This window comes from Siminovitchia terrae (genome assembly GCF_003605405.2).
Lineage (GTDB): Bacteria > Bacillota > Bacilli > Bacillales > Bacillaceae_C > Siminovitchia > Siminovitchia terrae.
Genome location: NZ_QYTW02000017.1, coordinates 70,549 through 91,295 on the forward strand (window position 1 = coordinate 70,549; position 20,747 = coordinate 91,295).

Here is a 20,747-nt window from a genome sequence, read left to right on the forward strand (position 1 = left end):
GAATGGGCACCTTTTTTGTGTGAATGTTTGACAAGTTGATGAAAACAATTAATTGCTTGCAAGGGAGTATAAATCTGAATTGTAAAACTGTTATAATTAAAAGTTAGTAAAACGTTCTATATCCGAAAGGAGATCCGTTCGTGAACTTAAGCCATTTTGCCATCAGGCGACCTGTTTTTACAATTGTTACTATGTTTCTCGTCATCATCCTTGGGATCGTATCATTGTTAAAAATTCCTCTTAAATTAATTCCGGAAATCAATCCTCCAATCGCAGTTGTCGTGACTACTTATGAAGGCGCAAGCCCGACCGAAGTAGTTGAAAAAGTCTCAAAGCCATTAGAGGCGAATTTGTCAACGTTACCAGGGATCAAAAACGTACAGTCTTTTTCTGAAGAGGGCTCGAACTTAATGGTCCTTGAGTTCACATGGTCTACTCAGATTAGTGATGTTCAGAATGATATTTTGCAGAGGATCGATCAAACTTCTGTCCCTTCTGACGCATCTAAACCAAGATTATTGAAATTTGACCCTTCACAATTCCCGGTCATCCAGCTATCGTTGAAGTCCGATACGGATGAAGAATTATTGAAAAAGCTGGCGGATCAATTAACCACCGAGCTCACGAGGGTTGAAGGGGTGGCGAACGTCAATGTGACAGGGAAGCTGACAGAGGAAATCAATATCACTCTTGATCAGGCTAAATTAAAAAAGTACAACCTAGCGCAATCTGATATTGTCAATCTGATTCAATCGAATAATATTTCCATGCCCGGTGAAACGGTCCTGACCGACGGAAAGGAATTGACGACAAGGATTGTCAGTTCACTGCATTCAGCCAAGGAAATTGAAAAGTTGGTAATCACAGTTAATCCACGGACTGGTGATAAAATCAGGATCCGTGACGTAGCAGATGTGAAACAGCAGAAGCAAGATGAGAGAATGATCACTAGAACGAATGAACTCCCTTCTGTCCTCCTAAGTGTTTTACAGGAATCTGATGCGAATACTGCCAACGTTTCCAAAGGATTTCAAAAAGAATTAAAGGCATTGTTAAAGAAGGACCAGTTTAAGGATATTGATGCGGATGTCTTATTTGACCAGGGTGACTATATCCGAATGGCTATTAGCAATATTGCTTCCTCACTTGTGATAGGGGGAGCGCTGGCTATGCTCGTCCTATTCTTATTTTTAAGGAATATAAAAAGCCCTCTTATTATCGGTATTGCCATTCCGTACTCAGTTATCGTCACATTTGTCCTGATGTTTTTTGCAGATTTCGCATTAAATATTATGACGCTTGGGGCCCTTGCCCTCGGGATCGGGATGCTTGTCGATAATGCCATTGTCGTCATTGAAAATATTTACAGGCACCTGTCAATGGGGAAGGATCCCAAGACTGCTGCAAGAGAAGGGGCAAAAGAGGTTGCGGGCGCTATCACAGCTTCAACTTTGACAACTGTTGCGGTATTCCTGCCGGTCGTTTTTATTAGTGGACTTCTTGGTCAACTGTTCAAAGAATTCGCCTTTACCATTTCATTCAGCCTGTTTGCATCGTTATTTGTGGCATTAACGGTTATTCCGCTGCTTGCCAGCAGATGGCTGAAAGTGCCGACCGGTAACTATGAGGCAAGAAAGCGCAGATCCAAGTCGTTGAATTCTCTTGACAGAGCAGTTCGCTGGTCTTTAAGGCACCGTTTTTTCGTTTTGTTCACTTCATTGCTGTTATTCGTTGGAGGCGGGCTTGGGTTATTCACGGTTGGTATGCAATTTTTACCGCCAACAGATGAAGGATTCTTCAGTATTAACCTCGAATTGGAGAATGGATCCGCCCTCTCCGAAACAGGAAAAGTCGTTGAAGCAATTGAAAGTGAACTGAAAGATGAGAAAATCGTCGATACGTATGTCAGTCTGATAGGTTCTACTCAGGAATCATCATTCCAAGGTACATCCAAAAGCAATACAGCCGAGATGTATATTAAATTGAAGCCTTTAGATAAAAGGAACGAGTCCGTATTTGAGTTTGTCGATGATTTGAAGCCGAGGCTTGAAGAAAAGGTTGAGGACATTAAAAAAGGAACATCGATTAAATTCAATGTGGATGCTGCTTCAGGTATTGCACCTCAGACGTTGACCTTCAATGTCGGGGACACGAACGCATCCAGACTCGATGAAAGCTCGGAGAAAATCTATAATGCACTTCAGAAATTGAATCATGTGACGGATTTGTCCACTAGCACAAGTGATACGGTCGAAGAGATCCAGATCACTGTTGACAGAGAAAAAGCTTTTGAAGCTGGGCTTGCACCCGCACAAATTGCAACTGCAGTGAATGATGTGACAAGAGGTGTACAAGCGACACAGATTATTAGCGACAGTTCTGATGTGTACGGAGTTTTTGTCGAGTATGATAAGAAAATTACCAGGGATATGGACAAACTTAAAACTCTTTTGATCAAGAAGCCTGATGGTGGATATGTAGAATTAAAGGATGTCGCAAAAATTAAAACAGGCAGCGGACCAGTAGAAATCCAAAGAATCAATCAGCAGGATTCAGTTGAATTTACTTTGAAGTATGACACTGAAACAAGCATAGGAGATATGTCCAAAAAGGTCGAAGAAACCATCGCTGACCTTGATTTACCTGATGAAACGGAGATTACGTTCAGCGGAGAGACTGAATTGCTGGCTGACTCAATCGATGACATGACAATGGCTTTTGTACTGGCAGTCATTCTAGTTTACATCGTAATGGCGGCACAATTTGAGTCGTTTAAATATCCTTTTGTCATCATGTTTACTGTACCGCTCATGGTCATCGGGGTGACAATCGGACTCATCATTGCGAGGATTCCGCTCAGTATACCGGCATTGATCGGAGTCATTATCCTGGCTGGGATTGTCGTTAACAATGCTATCGTGATTGTTGATTATATCAACCAGCGAAAAGCGGCAGGCCTTTCAAGCTACGAAGCCCTCGTTGTGTCTGTTAAAGACCGGGCTCGTCCTATCCTCATGACCGCACTGACAACAATTTTGGGGCTGGTTCCCCTAGCACTTGGTCTTGGAGAAGGAACAGAGATGAATCAGCCTATGGGTGTCGCTGTTATTGGAGGCTTAATCAGCAGTACATTCCTGACACTGTTTGTTATTCCGGTGGTGTACAGCCTGTTTGATCCGGAAACGAGGAGGATGAACAGGAAGGAGAAAAAGCGTGCATAGCCTTAAATTTTTTATTGCTTTTTAACCGCCTATAAATTATAATGGAGTCAACAACATAATGCTTGACTTTATAGTCAAAGGGGAGTAGCATCAAATGAGCTTTTTTGTGCTCATTTGAAACAAAGTCGTCAATTCGTGAAGAAATTCACCGGCTTTGTTGGCATGAACATGTCCAGCAAGACCTTTGCCCATCGGGCAAGGGTCTTTTTGATTTTCCAAAGAGAGGCTGCCGATGGGAATGTTGATCATTTTCGCGGGAGGGGTTTTATTTGGAATTATCATTGATGTTAGAGTATTTATGGGTGTTGGTTGTATTGGTTGGACTGGAAGGCATATTAGCAGCGGATAACGCTGTTGTTATGGCTGTTATGGTAAAGCATCTTCCAAAAGACAAGCAGAGGAAAGCCTTGTTCTATGGCTTGTTTGGAGCCTTCGTCTTCCGATTCACGGCATTATTTTTGATTACATTTTTAGTTAATGTATGGCAGATTCAAGCAATTGGTGCAGCCTATTTATTATTTTTGTCTGTTCATTATCTTGTGAAAAAGTATATGGGGATAGAAAAAGAAAAAAAGGTAAAAGAAAAAAGCAAAAGCCAGTCTTTCTGGTTCACTGTATTGAAAGTGGAAGTGGCGGATATTGCATTTGCGATTGATTCAATGCTTGCCGCTGTTGTGCTTGCGGTCACCCTTAAGCCAACCGGATGGTTTCAGATCGGAGGCATTGATGGAGGACAATTTCTCGTTATGCTGCTGGGCGGTCTAATTGGAGTCATTATCATGCGCTTTGCTGCAAACTCCTTTGTAAGCTTACTGTCTAAGTATCCTGGGCTGGAAACCTCTGCTTTTTTGATTGTCGGATGGGTTGGAGTAAAATTGGCTGTGCTGACGTTATCTCACGAAAAAATTGGATTATTGAACCCTCATTTTCCGGAGTCGTTTGAATGGAAATTGACCTTTTGGGTTGTCCTGGTATTGATTGCTGTTTCCGGATATTTTGCATCAAAGAAAAAAGCTGTTCTTCAATCATTGAATAAATAATATTGAAACGGGGCTATCCAAAAAACCCTAAAGTAAATCAGTTAGCGGAAAACAATTCGTTTTCGCTGACTGATTTTGTATTTGTGAGGCCTCCTCCTGAAATATAATCCAGTTTGACTAAAATCCGGTCCAAAAAACGAAATACGATCCAAGTAAGAAATATACTATCTGAAAAAGCCTTACTGTCCGAGCAAGAGGAGATACTGTCCGGAAAAGCGGAATACTGTCCAGTTTGGCTGAAATACTATCTGAAAAGGCTATACTGTCCGAGCAAGAGGGGATACTATCCTAAAAAGCGAAATACTTTCTTTTATCTATTAGTAACCGTTTTTTGTGGAAATCACATGAGCTGGGTATTTATCCCGGCTATTAGTGAACATTTTAACTTGATTCAGCAGAAGTCTCCCACTTCTATAAGTGGTGAGATGAATCCATATTGGTATTCCATTCAGTGGGGGGCAAACCCCGGCTGAATAAAGTTAAAGTCTCCGGCGGCGCCACAGATTTTTAGAGGAATTTTATCGAGCGAAGCTCGATAAAATCTGGGCGCAAATGCGCCTTGGCGTATTTGATTGGAAGCAGCAAAGGACGGGCACAAAGCCCGTCCTAACGTCCATTTACCTTTATGGACAGTCAAGTTTTTCACTGAAAGCATCTAAAAATGTACTAATTTTAGTCTGTACGTTGATGATCAGTCGCTTTCGCTTTTCTTACTGCTCTTGATTACCGGATAATTGTGCCTGTGCCTGTTTGACGAGGCGTTTTGTTATTTCGCCGCCAACAGATCCGTTGGCTCTTGCAACAGTGTCAGATCCAAGAACTACTCCAAATTCCTGGGCAATTTCTAGTTTCACCTGATCCAAATATTGTTCTATTCCAGGAACGAGTAATTGTTTGCTTCTCTGTCCCATAAAAGTTCCTCCTTAAAGTAAGCTTTTAAGCCTCAATGATATTATGTTCCGAAATGGAAAAAGTAATGCTGGAACATGTTGCATGTTTTTTGGTACATTTGGAATACAAAAAAGTTCATTTGATTTGTATATACCCCTTTTCTTTCAACGGCATTTTGCTTATTATGAAATAATGACTAATGACAGAGGAATTGACAGAGGAAATGAGAAATTTGAAACCACTTCATAAACGAAGACTCTATAAAATGTCGCTTACGCCTTTTCGGGTATTGGTCTCTTATTATTTTTTGACGGTTGGCGTCGTAGCACTCCTTCTTAGTTTGCCTGTGGCTAGGCAGCAAGGGGCTGACTGGTCTGCGATGGATGCGATATTTATAGCGGCCAGCTCAGTAAGTGTAACAGGGCTGACGACTGTTGATTTATCAGAAACTTTTTCCGTTACCGGCATTTTTATTTTGATATTTGCCCTTCAAGTCGGGGGCATTGGGATCATGACAATCAATACTTTTTTTTGGCTGGTGTTTGGCAAGAAGATTGGTTTAAAACAGCGACAATTGATTCAAACTGATCAAAACCAATTGAATTTGTCAGGGCTGGTCAACCTGCTGAGGCAAATTCTCTATTTGATTATATTGATTGAAGCGATTGGAGCCCTGGTTCTTGGAACTTATTACATGAATTATTTTGAGGACCCCAAGGAAGCTTTTCTCCAGGGGTTGTTCGCCTCTGTCAGTGCCACTACAAATGCTGGTTTTGATATAACAGGTGAATCCTTGATTCCGTTTGCGCACGACTATTTTGTTCAATTTGTAACAATGATCTTGATTATTCTTGGGGCTATCGGATTTCCGGTTTGGACCGAAGTGAGAAAGTTTCTATTTTATAAAGGAACAAAGACCAGATTTCGTTTTTCCTTATTTACAAAAATTACTACTGCGACCTATTTCATTTTGCTTGTAGTAGGAACAGTGGTCATTTTCTCGCTTGAGTTTAACGGGTTCTTGTCAGGAAAGTCATGGCATGAATCATTCTTTTATTCGTTGTTCCAGTCAACCACAATGAGAAGTGCCGGTTTATTGACGCTTGATATGAATGATCTTTCAACCTCGACCATTCTATTTATGTCTACACTGATGTTTATAGGGGCTTCGCCGAGTTCTGTCGGCGGGGGAATCAGAACGACAACGTTCGCTTTGAACATATTATTCCTGTTCCATTATGCAAGGGGACGCCGGACAATCAAAGTGTTTAAACGGGAAATTCATCATGATGATGTAATTAAATCGCTCGTTGTATTGATGCTGGCTGTTATCCTATACGGATCATCAGTAGTGATTTTGTCTGCAACAGAAGACGTTAGTCTAATATCAATCATTTTTGAGGTGGCTTCCGCTTTTGGAACCTGCGGAGCCTCCATGGGAATCACTCCAGATTTGACCATATTTGGAAAATGGATGCTCATTATATTGATGTTTATCGGACGCATAGGCATATTGTCATTTTTATTCATCATGTCGAGCAATAACAAAGCACCTGACTTCCAATATCCGAAAGAACGAGTCATAATAGGTTAGTACCGAGTTTTACAAGATACTTGTTAAGGAGGATGAAAATATGAACCAAAAAATTAGAATTGGCATCAACGGCTATGGGAACTTGGGAAGAGGGGTGGAATCCGCCCTCAAACAAAATAAAGATATGGAGCTTGTGGCTATCTTTTCGCGCAGGGATCCTGAAAGTGTTGAAACATTGGATCCTTCTACGAAGGTTTTACATATTTCAGAAGCGGAAAAATATAAAGATGAAATTGATGTAATGATTTTATGTGGAGGATCAGCAACGGATCTTCCTGAGCAAGGGCCTCGTTTTGCTAAACTTTTTAATACAATTGACAGTTTTGACACGCATGCAAAAATACCGGAATATTTTTCTGCAGTGGATGAGGGAGCTAAGTCCGGAAATAAAACAAGCATTATTTCAGTTGGCTGGGATCCGGGTATGTTTTCTATGAACCGTCTCCTTGGAGAAGCGGTTCTTCCTGAGGGCGAGACCTATACGTTTTGGGGGAAAGGGCTTAGCCAAGGACATTCTGATGCTATTCGAAGAGTAGAAGGTGTAAAGGCTGGTGTTCAATACACCATTCCAATTGAAGAGGCTGTCAACCGTGTCAGAAGAGGGGAGAACCCAGAGCTTTCCACAAGAGAGAAGCATTTGCGCGAGTGCTTTGTTGTAACCGAAGACGGAGCAGACAAAGAAAAAATCGAGCATGAAATCAAGACAATGCCTAACTACTTCGCAGATTATGACACAACCGTAAATTTCATTTCCGAAGAAGAATTGAATAAAAATCATTCTAAAATGCTTCACGGCGGATTTGTTATCAGGAGCGGAATCACAGGGGAGAACACAAATCAAATTGTGGAATATTCTTTGAAATTGGATAGCAATCCTGAGTTTACGTCAAGTATATTAGTCACTTATGCTCGTGCGGCATATAAAATGAACCAAGATGGGCAAACAGGAGCGAAAACTGTTTTTGATGTGCCATTGGGACATCTATCACCAAAATCTCCAGAACAATTAAGGAAAGAACTTTTATAAAAAAGGAAAAACCGGCGAAGCTGCCGGTTTTTTGTATGTTTACCTCTGTTCTGTAGTCATAGCACTCGTATCATTACCGAGTTTCGAAGAATTGTTCCTACTCGGTAGTTTGATCGCTTAAAGTCAAATAATTATTCACTTTTCTTGAATCTCATTATTAATAAAACAGTAATGACAACGATGCTAACAGTGGTAGTAATCATTTCATTTTTTAAAACTCGATTTGAAAAAGTAATTGCCAAAAGACCTAACATTCCAGTTATCGTGAAAATTTATTCGTTATCATCTCTCCTTCATCAAAACACCCCTCCAATAGGCCTTATGCCAGCTTGGATGTGGTCTCCATCGTTAATGGATAAAACGAGGATTTACCGTTGTTGGAAGGGTCAAAATAGACAAGACCGTACGAATCCTGCGGAATCATTTTTTCGGACTCTATATAGTCGCCAAGTAAAAACGGAAATTTTTCAATAACAGTATGCTTGTAAAGGTCTCGTTCGGTCAATCCGAGTTCAGAAAACGCTTGGCCAGCCAGGCCGCTGTTTTCATTAATAGCGGAATAAAGACCGGATCGCTCTTCTCTGCTTAGAGATGAAGAATGGTCCCACCAGGCTTTCCTCGGCTTATAACGATGGTTTAGCAAATAATCGTACTTCATTAAACCCTCAGCCAAATTGCTATTCTGAATTTCTTTTTTATGCAAAAACTGAATCAATCTATTATAGAGATCTTCGAGCTGGTGCCCGATTCTAGACCATCCTTGTTCGTCCCAGTATGAACCGAAGCTTTGGAAGAAATCAAACGGAGTGTCAAAGCAAGAGGACGTGATATAGTCAACTGCATGATCCATTCTATGGTCGTTCCAGTATTTTTCCAAAACATCTTCCACCTGTTTGATTTTCAAGACGTCTTCAAAACTAAGCATATTATTTTGCAAAATTTCATAAGGAGAATGGTCCATGTAGACATAGCCGAACTGTTTTGCGGAAATTCTCAATCCTGTACCACGCAGCATTTTTAAAAATCCAAGCTGCAATTCCTCCGGCCTTAAGGCAAAAACATCATTAAATGTTTTTCGGAAGGAATTGTAATCCTCCTCTGGAAGTCCGGCGATCAAATCGAGATGCTGAAGGATTTTTCCTCCTTCTTTGACCATCATGACTGTTCTGGTTAGCTTTTCAAAATTTTGCCGTCTTTTGACCAGCTCATTTGTTAGGTCATTTGTGGATTGTACACCGATTTCGAAACGGAATAACCCCGGAGGTGCATTTTTATTTAAAAAGTCGATGACCTCAGGACGCATGATGTCACCTGTAATTTCGAATTGGAATACTGTGCCCGGTACATGTTCATCGATTAGGAATTGAAACATCTCAAGGGCATAGCTTCGGCTTATATTGAATGTGCGGTCTACAAATTTTATTGTTTTTGCTCCGTTTGCCATCAAATATCTGATGTCGTCTTTTATCTTGTCCCTATTGAAATACCTTACGCCAACTTCAATGGAGGAAAGGCAAAATTGGCAGCTAAAAGGACATCCTCTGCTCGTTTCTATATAGGTGACACGTTTGGACAGGTGTTCCCTGTCTTCTGGAAAACGGAAAGGGGAGGGGAGTTCCCGAAGATCAACTTTGTCCCTTATGGGATTAATGACTGGTTTTCCGTCCTTCATATAACCAATCCCTTTGATATCGTCGGCATTTGACCCGTTTTTAAGAGCAGCAAGGAGTACCTTGAACGTTTCTTCACCTTCCCCGATGACGATAAAGTCAATTTCTGTTAAGCGTTGCAGCCAATATACAACATCATAGGAAACCTCCGGGCCACCTAGCACAATTTTGACATTGGGCATAATTTTGCGCATGATTTGGATTACTTTGACTGTTTGTTCTATATTCCATATATAGCAACTAAATCCGACCACATCCGGTTTTTTGGCAAATAGGTCCGTCACTATGTTCAAGACGGGATCATTGATCGTGTACTCCGCTATTTCAATATCATACTCCGGGGCGGCATACGCTTTTAAATAGCGTATAGCCAAATTGGTATGGATAAACTTCGCATTAAGTGTACTTGCGATTACTTTCATTTCGTTGTCGCAGCTCCTTTATCTCCGTTAAAGAAAATATAAAATAAAATTTTTATTCGAATGATTGTGTGACATGTCTAGCTCCAGGGGCCTTTGCGCTTTTCCTATCACTACTTCATCTATTTTATCGAAGAAAAAAGAAAACCACAATTCGATTTGAACCTCTCGCCACTTAACAACCTTATGGTCTGTTTGAAGTGGGAGTCTTCTGTCGGAAAATGATAAAAAGAAGCAGGAACTTTTCGAAATATGGCGAATATGGGAAAAGGATACGGTAAACTTAAATAAAAAAAGAGCGGGCCAAGCGCTCTTATCCGGGTGAACTGTATTCATTTCGCAGCCGATGTGCAGCCTGTTTAAGCTTCGACCATTTCAATTCTATAATTGGCTGAGTCAGGCTCGTTATAAATTTACTGGAAAGGAGAGCAGTCAATATAAGACTAATGACCAATAATAAAGGTATCGCCTGCACTTGATCTACGTAATCCTCTAGATCACTTCCCCTAAATGTACGTACAATGAATCCGTGCAGCAAATAGACGTACAGCGTATTTCTTCCCCAGCTTGTAAAAAAGAATTGCCGACGCGGAACAAATGCAAAAAAACAGGCAGTCATTACAAACTGAACCATGTATATTCCTGCTCGCTGAAACATTCCCAAAACCTCTTCGCTTTTAAACTCACTGTATGCTTTTGAACCAAAGAACCATTTTTCATTCAAGTCAGGAAAACTTAGGATTCCGATGGCTATGATAAGCATAACAAGGAGCGCTGCTAATTTTGCCTTAGGTTGAACAAGTGCTCTGAAATCTTTTTTGCTTAAAAAATAGCCTGCTAAGAAAAATGGAAAGAGGACAATGGTCCTCGACAAGCTGAAGTAAGTTGAAATCCAGTCGAAGTAGCCTGCTACAAGACCGGCGAATAGAACGATGACCAAAGCAATCTTAGGTTTCATATGGCTAAATGCCAACAGCATGATATTCCAGCAAAAAAGACTGATTAAAAACCATAGAGACCAATGCGGTTCGAAAAATTCAAGTTTAAAGGTATCCTTGCTGTGTAAAAAATAGTAAAATACGGCATAGGCAATTTGGAATAAAATATAGGGCAGGATCAGCTTTTTTGTGATTTTGCCAATATAGCCTTTTTCATAAATGCCTTTAGCGAAGAAACCTGAAATCAGAATAAAGGCTGGCATATGAAAGGTATATATGAACTTATACAAAAAGGAAATGAACGTACTTGTTTCAATATAGGATTGAAGGAAGTGCCCGAATACTACTAGAAAAATCAACAGGATTTTAGCATTATCAAAATAATAATCTCTTTGTCTCATCAGATATCACCTGCATCTTAAGTTGGTCACAATGCTTTTTTCCCTCTATATGATTTGCTAAACATTACGTTTATTTTACAAATGACAGAAAATAATGAAAGTAAATAAGGAGGCTAATACAATGGGTAGGGAATCTGCTACAAAACGATTTTATTATACAGAAATAGACAGTTCAATAGGTAATCTGTTTCTAACTGCTGAAGATTTTGGAATGACAGGCATTTTTTTTAATAGAGAGGATATTCCTCAAACACTCAAAGAACATATGGTGGAGGGAAAAAGACATCCAATCCTGCAAGAGGCAGTCGATCAATTAGTGGATTATTTCAATCATGGAAGGAGAGAATTTACTGTTCCTCTTTTGATTGATGGAACAGATTTTCAGAAAGCTGTGTGGAATGCTCTATTAGAAATTCCTTTTGGAGAAACAAGGACATACGCTGACATTGCGACTTCCATACAAAATAAAAAAGCAGTGAGAGCAGTAGGTCAAGCAAACCGAGCTAACCGTTTGCCCATATTGATCCCGTGTCATCGTGTAATTGGAAAAAATAATAAATTAACGGGTTACGCGGGAAATCAAGTCGATAAAAAGGAGCTTCTGTTAAAATTGGAAGGTGTTCTATGAAGAATGGCATAAAATAAGGTTTTTTTGTCCGAATGGTGTCAATTGCTGGATATTTGTTTACATTGTTGGATAATTTTGAGACAATAGAAAAGTTGAAAAGAATTGATGGCGGAGGTAAGCGATACATGTGTTACAGCAGTAAGAATCAAAGCTCTTTTTTAGCAAAGATTCAGCAAAAGCGGGAAGAAATGTTCGTTCTAGGTGAAAAATACGGATTAGGTGCGGATGAAACGATTACTTGCAGCCGTGAACTTGACCAACTTTTAAATGACTATTATCATATCTATCAATCAACATCCTCTGCTAAGACAACAAACCAAAGCCGTAAACAATCGTTTGTGATATTCTCAAAACCGTATCCTACAAGACGTGTACAAACATCATGAAAATAGAATAAAGACAAAAGCGTAAACGCCTGATCATCGACGTATAGACTGAGTTGAAATGATAAAAACCTCTGATAAGCATAAGACGATTCCTGAAGAGCTGCACCTCAGCCGCCACAGTGAATTTGCTGCTGATCTCGAAGGGATAGGCGTTGCAGCAAGACGTAGCATAACATAATGCAATAGGCATTATATAGTTTTATCAATAAAGAAAAAAGAGACTGCCATTAGGCAATCTCTTTTTCTTTTACAACGATTTTATCGTTTTCCAAAACCGCTTGAAGCTGTTTAGCATTTTCATTATCTAAGATAAAATCTGCGATTTGGTCCTCAAGCTGTTCTTGGATTGCACGGCGCAGTGGGCGGGCGCCAAACTGAGGATGATATCCAAGGTCAGTCAATTTTTCTTTTACCTTATCCGTAACTTCAACAGACAAACCTTGTTCAGACAGATTATCAGACATTTCCTGAAGGAGTAGGCTAACAATCTTTAACAGGTGTATTTTCTCCAACTTGCGGAACTCTACAATTCCATCGAAACGGTTGAGGAATTCCGGTTTAAAGAATGATCCAAGTGAATCTAGGATGCTTGTTTCTTTTAATGCATCGCTTTTATCAAATCCAACCTGGATTTCTTTTATACCTGTTCCGGCGTTACTTGTCATAATGATGACAGTATCCTTAAAGCTTACGGTCCTGCCTTGGCTGTCAGTCAGCCGGCCGTCTTCTAAAATTTGAAGGAACATGTGCTGTACGTCAGGATGTGCTTTTTCAATTTCGTCAAGCAAGATGATGCTGTATGGATTGCGGCGTACTCTTTCAGTTAGTTGCCCGGCTTCCTCATGTCCTACATATCCTGGAGGAGATCCGATTAATTTGGACACACTGTGTTTTTCCATATATTCACTCATATCTAGGCGGATATAAGCATCTTTTGTTCCAAAAAGTTCTTCTGCCAAAACTTTTGTCAGTTCTGTTTTACCTACCCCTGTCGGTCCCACGAAAAGGAATGATCCAATAGGGCGATTTTTTGCTTTTAAACCAGCGCGGCTGCGGCGGATGGCTTTTGCTACTTTTTGAACGGCTTCTTCTTGGCCGATTACTTTGGAAGAAAGATTGTCCACAAGATTTTTCATTTTCTTTTGCTCATCTGATTCCAGTTTTCCGACTGGAATTCCTGTTTTGGTAGCAATGATGTCTTGGATATGGATAACATCTACTATCATACGTGGAGCAGATGAGTCTTTATTCAGAATTTTCTCCAATTCCACTTCTTCATCCCGAAGTTTGGCGGCAGTTTCATAATCTTCTCTGGCTAGGACAGCTTGTTTTTCTTTTTCCAATTCAGCATAACGCTGTTGGGCCTCTTCTTTATTTGGTTCTTTGATCATCAAGTTCAATTTTGAACCGGCTTCGTCCATCAAGTCAATGGCTTTGTCCGGCAAGAAGCGATCTTGGATGTAGCGGCTTGATAATTCGACACATGCCTTGATGGCATCGTCTGTGTATGTCACTTCGTGGAAGCTTTCATATTTGTCTTTTAAGCCGTTTAAAATCTCCAATGCTTTTTCCTTACTTGGTTCTCCAACTTGCACCGGTTGGAACCGTCTTTCCAATGCTGCGTCTTTTTCAATTTGACGGTACTCTTTTAAAGTAGTGGCACCGATGACCTGTAATTCGCCTCTTGCCAATGACGGTTTCAAAATGTTACCGGCATCCATAGAGCCTTCAGCTGATCCGGCACCAACAAGCAAATGAATCTCATCGATGAAAAGCAAGATGTTTTTGCGCTTTTGTAGTTCAGTAATCAGTTGCTTCATGCGTTCCTCAAATTGTCCTCTGATGCCTGTATTAGCAACAAGAGAAGCAACATCTAGCAAATAAACTTCTTTATTCTTTAATTTGGTAGGTACATTGCCTTTGATAATTTTTAAGGCAAGTCCTTCTGCGATTGCAGTTTTACCAACTCCTGGCTCACCAATTAAAACAGGATTGTTTTTATTCCTGCGATTCAATATCTCGATAACGCGGTTGATTTCTTCATCACGTCCAATGACAGGGTCGATCAATCCTGCTTTGGCTGCATTATTCAAGTTGCGGCCGAACTGATCTAAGAAACCTCCACCCTGTCCTCCAGCGGATTTTTCCTGTACATCTCCATTTATATTTGGATGAAATGTATTTTCATCTGCACCTGGGAAACCTTTGAAGAATTGATCAAATCCTCCGAAAGGGGATCCTCCCAAAGCACCTAGTGTTTGCTTTTCACTGGCATAGCAGGTGGAGCATAATGCCAAGGTTTGTTTTTGTCCGTTGATATTGACGTGGAGATGAATGTTAGCATTTCTTTGATTACATTTGCTGCATAGCATATGCATCTAACCTCCATTTTCAGATTTGATCAATTTTGACCAATCAGTTATTAAAAAAACAGGTCTGTTGTTTGACCAACTTTGACCTTGTGATCTCATTATACCCTGACCTTTTTTGACTTTCAACCCTTTTGATCAAAAAAATTATTTTTTGGAGGCCTGTCTCATATGGATAAGGTAGGGGAAAGGGGGGGCGCCTGTTGAAAAAATGGTCAGAGGCTTTCCAGGTCGCTTCAGTTTATGTGGGAACAATTGTAGGTGCAGGATTTGCAACCGGACGCGAGATTGTTGAGTTTTTTACTCGGTTCGGTTTTTATGGCACTGTAGCTATTATTCTGGCGGGTGTTCTGTTTATTGTATTGGGGTCAAAAATCATGCTTGTCGCAATAGATATTGAGGCAAAGTCTTTTGAGCAATTGAGTGAGTATTTATTTGGGCCTCACCTTGCAACAGTCATGAATATATTTTTAATGATCATGCTGACGGGTGTATGTGCTGTTATGCTGTCAGGCGCGGAGGCTTTATTTACAGAGCAGCTCAGATTCCCGCCAAGAACAGGTTTGGCCTTCACCATTGTTCTCACCCTTATTGTTATGGCGGCAGGGGTGAAGGGACTGTTTGCGGTTAATACATTTGTTGTACCTATGATGGTGATCTTCAATTTTCTTATCATGCTTATTGTGGTGAAAACAGGCAGCGGGGTTTTTTCAGCTCATGATATTCTGAATTGGAAATTAGGTGGGAAAGCGGCTCTGTCTGCTTTTTCATACGCAGCTTTCAATCTGGCTTTGGCTCAAGCTGTTTTAGTCCCGATGGCTGCTGAAATAAAGGATCGTTCCGTTATAAAAAAAGGAGGGGTGATAGGCGGCCTGCTACTTACTGCTATTCTATTATCCAGCCATATATCACTTGGAACCCTGGCAGATCCTGTACGATTTAACATTCCGATGGCAATGATTGTAAAGGGAACAGCAGGCACCCTCTATTTCTTATATCTTCTTATAATATATGGAGAGATTTTTACATCAGTCATCGGAAATTTGTACGGGTTGGAAAGGCAGATACGGGGTTATGTGGCTTTTCACAGCTTTTGGATCTATGCTTGCCTTTTAGCAGCTATTTATGTGATCAGTCTTGTGAATTATGGAACTTTACTGGAGCTTTTATATCCACTATTCGGCTATATCAGTATCGGTTTTTTATTGTTGCTGTTGATCAAACCGACTAAAACCCGGTAAGGCATACTTACCGGGCTGATGTTCCTTATTTGGTTGCGAATAATCGTGTAATATGTCTAGCTCCAGCGACTAGTAAACTCCCCACTTCATTCCTCAAAAAGCTTCGCTTTTGCATGTGGCTTTCGAGGAGCAAATCCGAGGTTTATATAAAAGTCGACTAAGACAGGAAGACTAGGGCTAGCAAAGCAACAGAACGTCGTTTCTAGAATAAGCCGACGCGTACTGAAGACAAAGGATGCTTTCTTAAGTGGTTCGTAGCCTTGCGCCGATAAGCAGGACTTCCTTATTTTTCTTTCATTACAAAGTGCTTCAATTGATAAACGGGCTCTACATTGTGTTTAATCTTCAATTGTTTCGGCCATTTTCAGGAAAGGGTCTTCTGCATCTTCTTTGGCAGGTGTGAAAATCGTCAGTTTCAACAGCCAATCTTTTTGTGGAATTAGGTAAGCACTGACTCTTTCATTTCCATTTTCGGCTGTAACGCCAGTTGCGTTTTTCAACCACTCATGTCCCTGTGGCTTCGTCTCTTTTATATCGGAACTCACAGACTCTAGCTGTGATTTGATGGTTTCGACTTCATCATTTAGGTTTGCATTAGTTGGAAGAAGCTCAATCCGCATAAATAAAGCATCCGCCTCTTTTAAGTAGAGTACATCTTTCTGTGGTTCCTCGCCAGTGAGCTCATAATCAGCCAGTACGTACAGGCTATAGTCCTGATTATCGCTCTTCTTTAAAAAAGCCGTTTCTTCTTCTGTCTTCCCGTTTTCTTGATAAGTGAGATTTTTTTCCAGCAGGCGGACTTTTTCTGGACCATCTTTCGTTTCTTCACCAGATTCATTTTCTGTCTGTTCCACTGTCTCGGTTTCCTCTTCGTCGTTTCCTTGTTTGTTGTTTCCTTCATCTACAGTTTCTGTTTTCTCTTTGTCATCCCCGGTCTTTTGCTCTTTTTTCGAAGTGCCACAGGCTCCAAGCAGGGCAGTAATCAAAAGGGAGATGAATAAAAGCTTCATTTTTTTCATTTTTATGTAGCCCCCAATCATAGTTTTACCCATAGATTGATCATCCTAATATAAAGGGAGGACCATCAATAATAACAAATCAAATGTCAGATGTGAAAAAATGACCAGAGGAATACTCCGTTTCCAAATATAAAGGGTTCCCCAGACGAGTCCACTCACAAAAGCTGCCAAGATTAATATGGGATATCCCGAAAGAATAAAGCCAGCTCCATTGAGTAAGGCAGTGATAAAGACGGCTCCTGCTGGGTTTAGCAGTCTTGTCATTCTCTTGAGGACAAAACCTCTCCAAAAAATTTCTTCTCCAGGAACGATTATGAAAAGGAGAACAAGATAATGCCAAATGAATTCAAAAGAAAAATATTTGTATAACGAAGCAACCTGCTTTTCCAATGAGCCGGAGAGAATAGATAATATCCAGTCCCCCGCAAAAAAGAATATATAAAGAGCAATCCCTGACCAAAGTCCATGCTTGATATATTCTTTTGTTGAAGCTTCGTCATCAAGACTTTCATTTACAATCGTATAGCTAATTAAAAACAAGAGCGTTGCTGTATATAGATACCAAAATACATCCTTTCTGTCGAATGTTACGTAAATGAGAAGAAAAGCAAAAAATAAGCCCCCGATTAATTTAAAGTCAATCCATTTTTTAAACATACAAGTGGTTTGATTCCTTTCCTATTTCAATAACCATCATACAGAGATATGAATTCATTCTAACGGAAAAAAGAACAATCTGCCATTTATATTCTGACAAAGCTGTGGTTTTTCTGAGACAATATGAAGTGTGGTTGAGCCAAGCTAAAAAAGCAAGCACGTCTGCTTGCTTTTTAATGTAAATTATAAAATGTGTATGTCGTGAACAATTTTTTCAATAAATGTTGCGTCCAGCTTGACGTACAGGAAGTACTAATGCAAGCGAAGCGACAGGATGTCGCGCTTTGAGCCTGCTGACGGATAGGACGTCCTAGTGTAACCGCAGTGACAGGCAGTGGCAACGTGAGGCGGCCTTATTCGCCATGTTGTCCGGATGTAGTATTCCTAAGGTCACAAATCAAACGTTGCTGAAGACATATTTTGCCTTCAGCAACCGTTTGATTAGCTTTGCTCCGATAAGCAGGCACTTGCGCTTTTCCTAATCCTTTATCTCATCGAAGGTAGTCTGTTCAGCTATAACGCCTAACCCCCGCCAACTCCTTGTGCCAACGGAGGAACACCTGGGGAATTGTCTTATGCTTGTCGGGGCTAAGCAAGATGTTCTTCGAATTTCAACTCAGTCTGTCCATGGATCGCGACAGGCGCTTATACTTTTGTTAATATATTTCAGTTAGGTACTTCTGAATTTCTCAGTGCTTGGCTGATTCATTTATAATTTTATAGTTTTTATGGTTAATGACTGTTTTTTCTTCCAATTCAAGGTCACGATAGTTGTCCATGAATGTCAAGTCAACAATGACGGAGTTTTCATTTATCTTTTCAACTATTCCTCTTAGGCCGTCTTTGAATTCAATGAGGTCACCGATTTTTGCAATTTTCATTGGCTTCTCCCCTTTATTTTTTTTATCTAGTTTGCACTATTTTCATTAAAAGTGCAATTAATATTGAAACGGTTTCTATAAAAGAAAAGATAGAAAATCAGTGATAATCAATTATGGGTTCAGGGATTGTCGCTCTTTATAAGTAAATATGATTTGGAAAAAGTTGTGAATGTCCCCGTGATTACACGGTTGATTAGAAGTTTATTCATCACTGCCATCTTTTCATAAAAATAAAATAAATTTTTTTTAAAAAAAGTGGTTATTTGAACAAATTCCGGGTAATAGAATACTAATCATGACTGATTGGAATTTCTAGTCATGTCAATCTCATTTTTCCCCCTTTTTTTGTTGGAAGACACATGTCTTCCTTTTTTTTGTAATACATGGAAACGGGGACGAGGCACTTGTCAGTCAAGGGTCCTCCTGCTGTAATATGTTCTTATGCTATACTTGGGACAGAAAGCAAGCTAAAGGAGATGAGAAAATGGATTTGGGTTTGAAAAATAAAAAGGCTCTTGTTATGGCTTCTAGCCAAGGGTTGGGCAAAGCCATCGCCGAACAGTTTGTCCGGGAAGGGACAGATGTGATGATTGCGAGCCGAAATGAAGATCAGCTGAAAAAAGTGGCTGAGGAACTAAACAGCCTACAGGGTGGAAAAGTTGCCTTTATACGCTGTGATATCACAATTCCGGATGATATTACCCGTACGGTAAAGCATACGGCTGAAGTATTTGGGGGCATCGACATATTAGTCAACAATGCAGGCGGGCCGCCGGCCGGAAATTTCGAAGAATTGAAGGATGAGGACTGGCACCGTGCGTTTGAGTTAAACCTTCTATCATATATTAGATTAATTAGGGAAGCGCTCCCATATCTAAAAGAAAAGGGAGGGCGCATTATAAATATCGCTTCTTCATCGGTCAGGGAGCCCATTCCGGGATTGATTTTGTCCAATACACTCAGGCTCGGGATAGTGGGACTGTCAAAAACGATTGCAGATGAGTTTGCCAAATACAATATTCTTGTAAATACTGTAGGCCCAGGAAGAATTGCAACCGAAAGACTGGACCATCTTGATGAGGTGCGTGCAGAAGTGAAAGGAGTATCCATTCAAGAGATTAAAGAACAATCGGAAAAGAGCATTCCACTTGGAAGAGAAGGAAAGCCTGAAGAATTCGCAAAAATTGTCGTTTTTCTTGCTTCAGAAGGAAATACATATATGACAGGCAGTACTTTTATCGTAGACGGAGGAAAATTAAGGTCAATTTAGCAGGGGGAGGCTGATTTTAAACAATGCAGAAAAAAATCGGTTTTATTGGAATCGGTGTCATGGGGAATTCAATGGTTCGCAACTTGATGGCGAATGGTTATCCTGTCTTCATTTATACCCGCACAAAAGAAAAGGCTGAAGGTTTGGTCGCTGAAGGAGCAAGCTGGAAAGCATCACCTAAAGAAATTGCTGAGGAAGCGGATATCATTATTACAATGGTGGGATATCCACACGATGTAGAAACTGTGTATTTTGGCGATAACGGTATTTTTGCAGGGGCAGGTAAAGGCAAAGTTCTCATTGATATGACGACATCTACTCCGACGCTAGCTAAACAAATATTTGAGGAAGCGAAGAATCATGAAATGGATGCTCTAGATGCACCTGTTTCAGGAGGAGACATAGGTGCCAAAAATGGAACGCTTTCCATTATGGTCGGTGGGACCGAAAAGGTTTTTAATGAAATCCACCCCGTCTTTTCAGTCCTTGGCAATAACATAGTCTTCCAGGGAGAAGCGGGGGCAGGACAACATACAAAAATGTGCAATCAAATAGCGATAGCATGCAACATGATTGGTGTGACTGAAGCTCTTGTCTATGCGCGTAAGGCTGGGCTTGATCCTGAGAAAATGCTTGCTTCTATCAGTACTGGGGCTGCGGGAAGCTGGTCGATGTCAAATCTCCTTCCAAGGGTATTGAAGGAAGACTATTCGCCCGGATTTTTCATTAAACATTTTATAAAAGATATGGGAATCGCACTTGAAGAAGCGAAGAAAATGGAATTGGAACTGCCTGGACTTGCTCTTGCCGAGAAGTTGTATCAATCCTTGGCGGGAAAGGGTGAGGAAGACAGCGGTACACAAGCGCTGATAAAATATTGGGGTTAAGAGATAAAGAAATATCTAAGCATCGTATTTCAAGCAAGTCATTACCTTGGACACCGTTAGTGAGGGCGTTACCGCAACAAAAACTTTCTCGGATCGCAAAAAAAACAATAAAAAAGAAAATAAACCGCGTGAAATCAAATGTAGAAACCTTGATTTTCGCGGTTTTATTTTCACGATTTGTACTAAAATCTATTACTTTCAGCCTCTT

The 20,747-nt window shown here is 40.4% G+C and carries 18 protein-coding genes and 1 riboswitch; of the genes, 10 read left to right on the top strand and 8 right to left on the bottom strand.

The annotated features are described in order from the left end of the window. Positions 1 to 140: 140 nt before the first annotated feature. The 3 genes from D5F11_RS15990 to D5F11_RS27830 all read left to right on the top strand — a co-directional run bounded on the left by D5F11_RS15990 (position 141) and on the right by D5F11_RS27830 (position 4,734). The gene (locus D5F11_RS15990; RefSeq protein ID WP_120117134.1) at positions 141 to 3,221 is read left to right on the top strand and encodes an efflux RND transporter permease subunit; all 3,081 of its coding nucleotides are present in this window, start codon (positions 141 to 143) and stop codon (positions 3,219 to 3,221) included. A 67-nt stretch (positions 3,222 to 3,288) separates the two neighbouring features. Beyond that, a riboswitch (yybP-ykoY riboswitch) is annotated at positions 3,289 to 3,395 on the top strand. Positions 3,396 to 3,490: 95 nt separating this feature from the next. After that, entirely contained in the window at positions 3,491 to 4,261 is a 771-nt protein-coding gene (locus D5F11_RS15995; protein WP_120117135.1) for a TerC family protein, read from the top strand. Positions 4,262 to 4,605: 344 nt separating this feature from the next. Further along, positions 4,606 to 4,734 (top strand): hypothetical protein, encoded by a 129-nt coding sequence (locus D5F11_RS27830; protein WP_281277094.1) that lies wholly within the window; start codon positions 4,606 to 4,608, stop codon positions 4,732 to 4,734. On the opposite strand, the gene D5F11_RS16000 is transcribed toward D5F11_RS27830, so the two are convergent. Both D5F11_RS16000 and D5F11_RS16005 read right to left on the bottom strand, forming a co-directional pair. Continuing rightward, positions 4,710 to 4,907: a hypothetical protein gene (locus D5F11_RS16000; protein WP_126646615.1), complete on the bottom strand. Its 198-nt coding sequence runs from the start codon at positions 4,905 to 4,907 to the stop codon at positions 4,710 to 4,712. The two genes, D5F11_RS27830 and D5F11_RS16000, sit on opposite strands and share 25 nt — an antisense overlap. Before the next feature lie 64 nt (positions 4,908 to 4,971). Beyond that, positions 4,972 to 5,172 (bottom strand): alpha/beta-type small acid-soluble spore protein, encoded by a 201-nt coding sequence (locus D5F11_RS16005; protein ID WP_120117136.1) that lies wholly within the window; start codon positions 5,170 to 5,172, stop codon positions 4,972 to 4,974. A gap of 203 nt (positions 5,173 to 5,375) precedes the next feature. Here D5F11_RS16005 and D5F11_RS16010 point away from each other — a divergent pair, with 203 nt between their 5' ends. After that, positions 5,376 to 6,746 carry a TrkH family potassium uptake protein gene (locus D5F11_RS16010; RefSeq protein ID WP_185830745.1) on the top strand — a complete coding sequence of 457 codons (1,371 nt, stop codon included), beginning with the start codon at positions 5,376 to 5,378 and terminating at the stop codon, positions 6,744 to 6,746. Between the two features lie 40 nt (positions 6,747 to 6,786). Beyond that, entirely contained in the window at positions 6,787 to 7,773 is a 987-nt protein-coding gene (locus D5F11_RS16015) for a diaminopimelate dehydrogenase (protein WP_120117137.1), read from the top strand. Positions 7,774 to 8,092: 319 nt separating this feature from the next. Here the strand turns inward: D5F11_RS16015 and D5F11_RS16020 are convergent, their stop codons facing one another. Both D5F11_RS16020 and D5F11_RS16025 read right to left on the bottom strand, forming a co-directional pair. Beyond that, positions 8,093 to 9,865 (bottom strand): B12-binding domain-containing radical SAM protein, encoded by a 1,773-nt coding sequence (locus D5F11_RS16020; RefSeq protein ID WP_120117138.1) that lies wholly within the window; start codon positions 9,863 to 9,865, stop codon positions 8,093 to 8,095. A gap of 310 nt (positions 9,866 to 10,175) precedes the next feature. Next, positions 10,176 to 11,201, bottom strand: a complete 1,026-nt coding sequence (locus tag D5F11_RS16025; RefSeq protein ID WP_120117139.1) for an acyltransferase family protein — start codon at positions 11,199 to 11,201, stop codon at positions 10,176 to 10,178. 121 nt (positions 11,202 to 11,322) lie between these two features. Between D5F11_RS16025 and D5F11_RS16030 the strand changes: the two genes are divergently transcribed. Both D5F11_RS16030 and D5F11_RS16035 read left to right on the top strand, forming a co-directional pair. Next, the gene (locus D5F11_RS16030; RefSeq protein ID WP_120117140.1) at positions 11,323 to 11,829 is read left to right on the top strand and encodes a methylated-DNA--[protein]-cysteine S-methyltransferase; all 507 of its coding nucleotides are present in this window, start codon (positions 11,323 to 11,325) and stop codon (positions 11,827 to 11,829) included. 32 nt (positions 11,830 to 11,861) lie between these two features. Further along, positions 11,862 to 12,215 carry an aspartyl-phosphate phosphatase Spo0E family protein gene (locus D5F11_RS16035; RefSeq protein ID WP_120117141.1) on the top strand — a complete coding sequence of 118 codons (354 nt, stop codon included), beginning with the start codon at positions 11,862 to 11,864 and terminating at the stop codon, positions 12,213 to 12,215. A gap of 227 nt (positions 12,216 to 12,442) precedes the next feature. Here D5F11_RS16035 and D5F11_RS16040 read toward each other — a convergent pair whose 3' ends face one another. Continuing rightward, positions 12,443 to 14,587 (bottom strand): ATP-dependent Clp protease ATP-binding subunit, encoded by a 2,145-nt coding sequence (locus D5F11_RS16040; protein WP_120117142.1) that lies wholly within the window; start codon positions 14,585 to 14,587, stop codon positions 12,443 to 12,445. Positions 14,588 to 14,787: 200 nt separating this feature from the next. Here D5F11_RS16040 and D5F11_RS16045 point away from each other — a divergent pair, with 200 nt between their 5' ends. Continuing rightward, positions 14,788 to 15,825 carry a YkvI family membrane protein gene (locus D5F11_RS16045; protein WP_120117143.1) on the top strand — a complete coding sequence of 346 codons (1,038 nt, stop codon included), beginning with the start codon at positions 14,788 to 14,790 and terminating at the stop codon, positions 15,823 to 15,825. 338 nt (positions 15,826 to 16,163) lie between these two features. On the opposite strand, the gene D5F11_RS16050 is transcribed toward D5F11_RS16045, so the two are convergent. The 3 genes from D5F11_RS16050 to D5F11_RS16060 form a co-directional block, all read right to left on the bottom strand. Continuing rightward, positions 16,164 to 16,877 carry a hypothetical protein gene (locus D5F11_RS16050; RefSeq protein WP_120117144.1) on the bottom strand — a complete coding sequence of 238 codons (714 nt, stop codon included), beginning with the start codon at positions 16,875 to 16,877 and terminating at the stop codon, positions 16,164 to 16,166. A 12-nt stretch (positions 16,878 to 16,889) separates the two neighbouring features. After that, positions 16,890 to 17,501 (bottom strand): CPBP family intramembrane glutamic endopeptidase, encoded by a 612-nt coding sequence (locus D5F11_RS16055; protein ID WP_120117145.1) that lies wholly within the window; start codon positions 17,499 to 17,501, stop codon positions 16,890 to 16,892. A gap of 689 nt (positions 17,502 to 18,190) precedes the next feature. After that, positions 18,191 to 18,382 (bottom strand): YkvS family protein, encoded by a 192-nt coding sequence (locus tag D5F11_RS16060; RefSeq protein WP_120117146.1) that lies wholly within the window; start codon positions 18,380 to 18,382, stop codon positions 18,191 to 18,193. A gap of 484 nt (positions 18,383 to 18,866) precedes the next feature. Between D5F11_RS16060 and D5F11_RS16065 the strand changes: the two genes are divergently transcribed. Next, on the top strand, positions 18,867 to 19,652 hold the full coding sequence (locus D5F11_RS16065) for an SDR family oxidoreductase (RefSeq protein WP_120117147.1): 786 nt from the start codon (positions 18,867 to 18,869) through the stop codon (positions 19,650 to 19,652). 23 nt (positions 19,653 to 19,675) lie between these two features. After that, on the top strand, positions 19,676 to 20,539 hold the full coding sequence (locus D5F11_RS16070; protein WP_120117148.1) for an NAD(P)-dependent oxidoreductase: 864 nt from the start codon (positions 19,676 to 19,678) through the stop codon (positions 20,537 to 20,539). The last annotated feature ends 208 nt before the right edge of the window (positions 20,540 to 20,747 follow it).

Coding starts and splice junctions, on each gene's coding strand:
- D5F11_RS27830 (WP_281277094.1), top strand. CDS start 4,606: ATGAGCTGGGTATTTATCCCGGCTATTAGTGAACATTTTAACTTGATT.
- D5F11_RS16005 (WP_120117136.1), bottom strand. CDS start 5,172: ATGGGACAGAGAAGCAAACAATTACTCGTTCCTGGAATAGAACAATAT.
- D5F11_RS16010 (WP_185830745.1), top strand. CDS start 5,376: ATGAGAAATTTGAAACCACTTCATAAACGAAGACTCTATAAAATGTCG.
- D5F11_RS16015 (WP_120117137.1), top strand. CDS start 6,787: ATGAACCAAAAAATTAGAATTGGCATCAACGGCTATGGGAACTTGGGA.
- D5F11_RS16020 (WP_120117138.1), bottom strand. CDS start 9,865: ATGAAAGTAATCGCAAGTACACTTAATGCGAAGTTTATCCATACCAAT.
- D5F11_RS16025 (WP_120117139.1), bottom strand. CDS start 11,201: ATGAGACAAAGAGATTATTATTTTGATAATGCTAAAATCCTGTTGATT.
- D5F11_RS16030 (WP_120117140.1), top strand. CDS start 11,323: ATGGGTAGGGAATCTGCTACAAAACGATTTTATTATACAGAAATAGAC.
- D5F11_RS16035 (WP_120117141.1), top strand. CDS start 11,862: ATGGTGTCAATTGCTGGATATTTGTTTACATTGTTGGATAATTTTGAG.
- D5F11_RS16040 (WP_120117142.1), bottom strand. CDS start 14,587: ATGCTATGCAGCAAATGTAATCAAAGAAATGCTAACATTCATCTCCAC.
- D5F11_RS16050 (WP_120117144.1), bottom strand. CDS start 16,877: ATGGGTAAAACTATGATTGGGGGCTACATAAAAATGAAAAAAATGAAG.
- D5F11_RS16055 (WP_120117145.1), bottom strand. CDS start 17,501: ATGTTTAAAAAATGGATTGACTTTAAATTAATCGGGGGCTTATTTTTT.
- D5F11_RS16060 (WP_120117146.1), bottom strand. CDS start 18,382: ATGAAAATTGCAAAAATCGGTGACCTCATTGAATTCAAAGACGGCCTA.
- D5F11_RS16065 (WP_120117147.1), top strand. CDS start 18,867: ATGGATTTGGGTTTGAAAAATAAAAAGGCTCTTGTTATGGCTTCTAGC.
- D5F11_RS16070 (WP_120117148.1), top strand. CDS start 19,676: ATGCAGAAAAAAATCGGTTTTATTGGAATCGGTGTCATGGGGAATTCA.